The organism is Planktothrix sp. FACHB-1355 (genome assembly GCF_014748295.1).
Taxonomy (GTDB): Bacteria; Cyanobacteriota; Cyanobacteriia; order Cyanobacteriales; family Aerosakkonemataceae; genus Aerosakkonema; species Aerosakkonema funiforme_A.
Map to the genome: position 1 here is coordinate 1 of NZ_JACJUP010000445.1, position 4,959 is coordinate 4,959.

The following is a 4,959-nucleotide window of genomic DNA, read 5'->3' on the forward strand; positions in this document are numbered from 1 at the left end:
CAGAACCACCATTATAAATGGTAAAATCTCCTTGTTTTTCCGCTCGTTTGAGCAAAGAAAAATAATCCGGTTGCACATTAATGGCATCTAATCCCCCGGAACGAAACTGTAGCAAAGATGTATCGGTAGATGTAACTATTTGCCAAATTATTCGCTCAATATAAGGCTGTTGTTTGCCTTGGGCATCTTTGCGCCAATAGTAGGGATTGCGGCGAAATATCAGCCGTTCGCCGCTAGTGTTATACTTCTCTAAACGATAAGGGCCATTAACAATAATTTGTTCTGGTGGAGTGCTGTTGTCCCAAGTTCTCAACAGTTGGAAATTTCCTTCTTTGTCTTTTGTTTGTACTGCTGACTGCAAAGTATGACGCGGTAAAATTGGCAAGCCTGTGGCACGAAGGAAGGGCGCAAAAGGCTCGCTTGTCGTAAATTCAATTCGGCGATCGTCTAGTTGGCGAACGCTGGGTAAAGTTAGTCGATCGCCAATGCGGAAAATATCTATTACACCAATAGGAAGTGCTTCGTTGAGGTAGACATCTTTATATGTGAAAATAACATCATCTGCCGTGAGCGGTTGCCCATCTGACCACTTCAATCCCCCCCGTAAAGTAAAAATAATTCGCTTTTTGTCTTCGGAAATTTGCCAAAATTCGGCAAGGGCAGGTATGATTTCACCGCGTCCGTTTTCGGCAATTAAACCTTCATAGGTGAGGCTGAGAATATTAGGCGATGCCAGGACTAATGCCGGGTTAAAAGTCTTGGGTTCGCTGAGAATGGCGATAACTAACTGGGAAACAGGGGCAGTATTTACGAGTTGGGCTGGGTTGCAACCAGTGAGTGCGATCGCCAAAATCAGCGTAATTTGAACAACAACCCAGCGCCTCATTGCTAATCACCTCTAATTATTAACGATGAACTGCAAAATGATTAATTTTCAATTGTTTTGAATTCGTATACATTCCAACGGTAATCTCCCAGAGCCGAATATTTTACACCTTGAATATTATTGCGAACTGCCGCCAAAGCCAGCGGGTTAACTAAATGAATAAACGGCAGATATTCTTGCGCTAACTTTTGAGTTTCCCCATAAATAGCTTTGCGTTTGGCTTCATCTAATTCTCGTGCTGCCTGAATGTAAAGATCGCCGATTTTTTTCTCCCAATCGCTAATTTCCCGTCCTTCTATAGGTGTTTGTCCCGATTGAGGTTTTTGGTTAAAACTGTGCAATCCCCCGTCAGGAGACCAGATATTAAAACCGCTGTGCGGTTCGGTACTTCCGGTAAAAGCAAGTAAATGGCATTCCCAATCGAGGGTGTTGGAAAGTTTGTCTACAAGTGCGCCGAAATCAAGGGGAGTCAAATCGACTTGAATGCCGATTTTTTCTAAATCTCCCTTAATTTGGGAACCTATGCTATCCCTACCGCCAGTAGCAGGCGATAGCAGCGAGAAGCGCACCCGGTTACCATCAGCATCTAACAGCTGGTTTTTGTTGTTATATTTGAATCCCGCTCCTAATAGTAATTGCTTGGCTTTTTCGGGATTGTAGTCGTAGGTTGGGAGCCCTTCTTGAGGAGTAAGGTAGTAGGGACTTTGCACGGAAATGGGTGAGTTTTGCGGTTCGCCCAAACCCCGATATATGTTGTTGATCATGGTTTGGCGATCGATCCCATAGGCAACTGCCTGTCTAAACGCAACTGTATTGAACCAGCGAGATTTGATCGGGTTTACCAGAGGTTTGCCGTTTCTTTTTCCTTTGTTGAGATTGAAAGAAATAAAAATTGTGCCAGTGTCCGGCCCAGCATTTTGGATGCTAAAGTTTCCTCGCTTTTCCTCCCGCTTTAATAACTGAAAACTTGAGGGCCTAATTTCGATAATATCCAATTGTCCGGAGCGGAATTGTATTAAAGCTGTATCGCTTTGCTCGACAATTTGCCAGACAATCCGCTCGATATATGGTTGGGAATTTCCCTGTTCGTCACGTCTCCAGTAATAGGGATTGCGACGAAAAGTGACGCGCTGAGTAGCTTGGTAGCTTTCTAGTTTGTAGGGGCCGTTGCTAACAATTTTTTGAGGATCTGTATCGGTTCCCCAAGTTGATAGAAAGCGAGGTTTACCATCTTTGTCTTTAGTTTTTATGAATTCTTCTAGGGCGTGTTTTGGTAAAATTGCCGCTCCTCCAGCGGCTCTAAGTAAGGGGGCAAATGGTTCCGGTACAGTGAATTCTATACGGCGATCGTCTAATTTCTTTACAGTGGGCAAGGCGCGACTTTGGCCAATTCGCAGACCATCTCTGGTGTCTGTGGGAATTTTCTCGTTTAAATAGATGTCATTGAAGGTAAAAATAACATCATCAGCCGTTAACGGTTGCCCATCAGACCATTTCAATCCTGCTCGCAATGTAAAGATTATCTGCTTAGAATCCGGCGAAATTTCCCAAGATTCAGCTAGACCTGGCTCAATTTCTCCAGTTTTGCCATTTTCAGCAATCATACCCTCATAAATGAAATTAAAAACATTAGGTGATTCTTGGCTGAGGGCGTAGTTAAATGTTTTTGGTTCGGTGGAGAGGCGGACGACTAGCTGAGAGACGCGATCGCCATCTTTTTTAAATTTGGCTGGATTGCAACTGGTAAGCGATATGGCTACAATCGCCGCCATCAAAACTACAAACCAACGACAGCGAGTAATAGGGGAAAAAATCTTAGTTAAGAGCATATTGTTATGTCACGCTAGTTTCTTTAGATAATCAGCCCTAGTATCTTCTACTCAGGATACTTTTGAGAATCTCTGGGGCTATTTTTATTAATTTTGAGTTCGGCAATGTTCCAGAGTAAGCCACCCATTCCGGAGAAATTCACACCTTCTATCTCATTCCGTACAGCCGCCAGAGAAAGCGGATTAACTAAGTAAATAAAAGGCAAATACTCTTGACTTATACGTTGCGTTTCAGCATAGATAACTTTGCGCTTGGCTTCGTCTAACTCTTTTGCTCCTTGGATGTAAAGGCGACCGATTTCTGCTTCCCAATCGGCTATTTCTCGACCTACGATCGGAATTTCATCCGGTGCGGGGGCTTGATTGAATCTATGCAATCCCCCTGACGGAAGCCAAATATTTGCCCCATCATTGGGCTCAATTCCTCCCGTAATACCACCAAAATAAGCTTCCCAATCAAAAGTGTTGTGAAACTTATCTACTAAGGCATTAAATTCAATCAGGCTGACATCTACTTGTATTCCTATTTTACTTAAATCTTGTTTGGTTTGGGATACTATTGCCTCAGCCGTTCTGCTGCCTGTATTGGTAAGCAATGTGAAGCGAACTCGGTTACCATCGGCGTCGATTAATTGACCTTTATTGTTATATTTGAATCCCGCTCCCAACAACAATTTTTTAGCTTTTTCTGGATTGTAATCGTAGACTTTTAAACCCTCTTGAGGAGAAAGGTAGTAGGGACTTTGCACGGAAATGGGGGAATTTTGGGTTTCGGCAAGACCGCGAAATAAGTTGTTAATCATAGTTTGGCGATCGATCCCATAGGCAACTGCCTGCCTAAACCCCACTGTATTAAACCAGCGAGATTTCATCGGGTCTATAAGTGGCTTTCCATTTCTTTTACCTTTATTGAGATTAAAGCAAATAAAACTCGTGCCGGATGATTGCCCACCGTTGTAGATCGTAAAGTTACCCCGCTTTTCTTCCCGTTTGAGTAAGGAAAAGTTGAGGGGAGATACCCCCAGCATATCCAATCCCCCAGAGCGAAATTGGATTAATTGGGTATCGACGTTTTCCACTATTTGCCAGATGAAGCGATCGATATAGGGCAAGCGATTTCCTTCTGCATCTTTGCGCCAGTAGTAGGGGTTGCGCTCAAAGATAACTCGCTCCCCAGCCTGATAGATAGACATCCGATAAGGGCCGTTAACAATAATTTTTTTCGGATCTGTATCTATCCCCCACATCGAGATAAATTTAGGCTTGCCTTGCGAGTCAAGAGATTTGACAGATTCTCTTAAGCTATGAGCTGGTAAAATTGCTAATCCGGTGCTACGTAAGAAAGGAGCAAATGGTTCCGGTATACTAAATTCCACTCGACGATCGTCAAGTTTTTTCACTTTAGGTAATGCACCTTTCTCTCCTATCTTGAGTGTGTCTCTGATGTCAGTAGAAATCTTTTCGTTCAGGTAAATATCGTTGTAAGTAAAAACAACGTCGTCTACCGTTAGCGGTTCGCCATCTGACCACTTCAAACCCTGGCGCAGGGTAAAAACAATCCGCAGCTTGTCTGCCGAAATTTGCCAAGATTCAGCTAGCGCTGGCTCAATTTTTCCGGTGACGCCGTTCTCGCTAATCAGCCCCTCGTAAATAAAACTAAAAACACTTGGCGCAGTTTGATTGAGCGCATAGTTGAAGGTTTTCGGAGATGTTAAAATACTGGCAACTAATTGCGGTAATTGTGCGGCTTGACTTTTGAACTGATTTGGGTTACAGCTTGTGAGGGCGATCGCACTCAGTCCAGCTAACAAAATTGCCAACCAACGTCGCCGATTATATGTAGTAATTGGACATTTCATAATTATTTTCTCTATAGGCAGATTGCAAACCTTACTGTAACTGTAGCCAATTTAGAAAATTTTGCGTGCGGTTGAAATAATTTTCTACACCAGCATTGCGTAAAGCCTCGCGCACTGACTGCGTATCAAAGTCGTTGCTATTGCCACTGAGAAACACTTTTACTTCGGCGGGATACAAGCGTGCATGGTCAAGGATACATTGCAGAATCAAATCGTCTGTAGGATCTTCAGCGATATTTTGTCTCAAACTTGCTTGTAAAGTTTCACCACTTAGCGCGATCGACTCTGCTTTTCTTGCCAGTTGGGTTAACGCCTCAAACAAACTTTCTTTGACTTCATCTGTCAATTTCTTATTCTCAATGCGAGCTTGTTCTAAATGGAAACC

Annotated in this window: 3 protein-coding genes and 1 pseudogene; all 4 read right to left on the reverse strand. The window is 43.2% G+C overall.

Features of this window, described 5'->3' with window-relative positions:
* On the reverse strand, window positions 1–886 hold an 886-nt coding region (locus tag H6S82_RS17965; protein ID WP_242056993.1), incomplete at its 3' end, for an ABC transporter substrate-binding protein.
* Between the two features lie 41 nt (window positions 887–927).
* Window positions 928–2,715 carry an ABC transporter substrate-binding protein gene (locus H6S82_RS17970; RefSeq protein WP_190472544.1) on the reverse strand — a complete coding sequence of 596 codons (1,788 nt, stop codon included), beginning with the start codon at window positions 2,713–2,715 and terminating at the stop codon, window positions 928–930.
* Between the two features lie 47 nt (window positions 2,716–2,762).
* Window positions 2,763–4,574, reverse strand: coding sequence for an ABC transporter substrate-binding protein (locus H6S82_RS17975; protein WP_191056501.1), 1,812 nt, complete (start codon window positions 4,572–4,574; stop codon window positions 2,763–2,765).
* A 31-nt stretch (window positions 4,575–4,605) separates the two neighbouring features.
* Window positions 4,606–4,959: pseudogene (locus H6S82_RS17980) on the reverse strand (hypothetical protein); the annotation flags it as partial.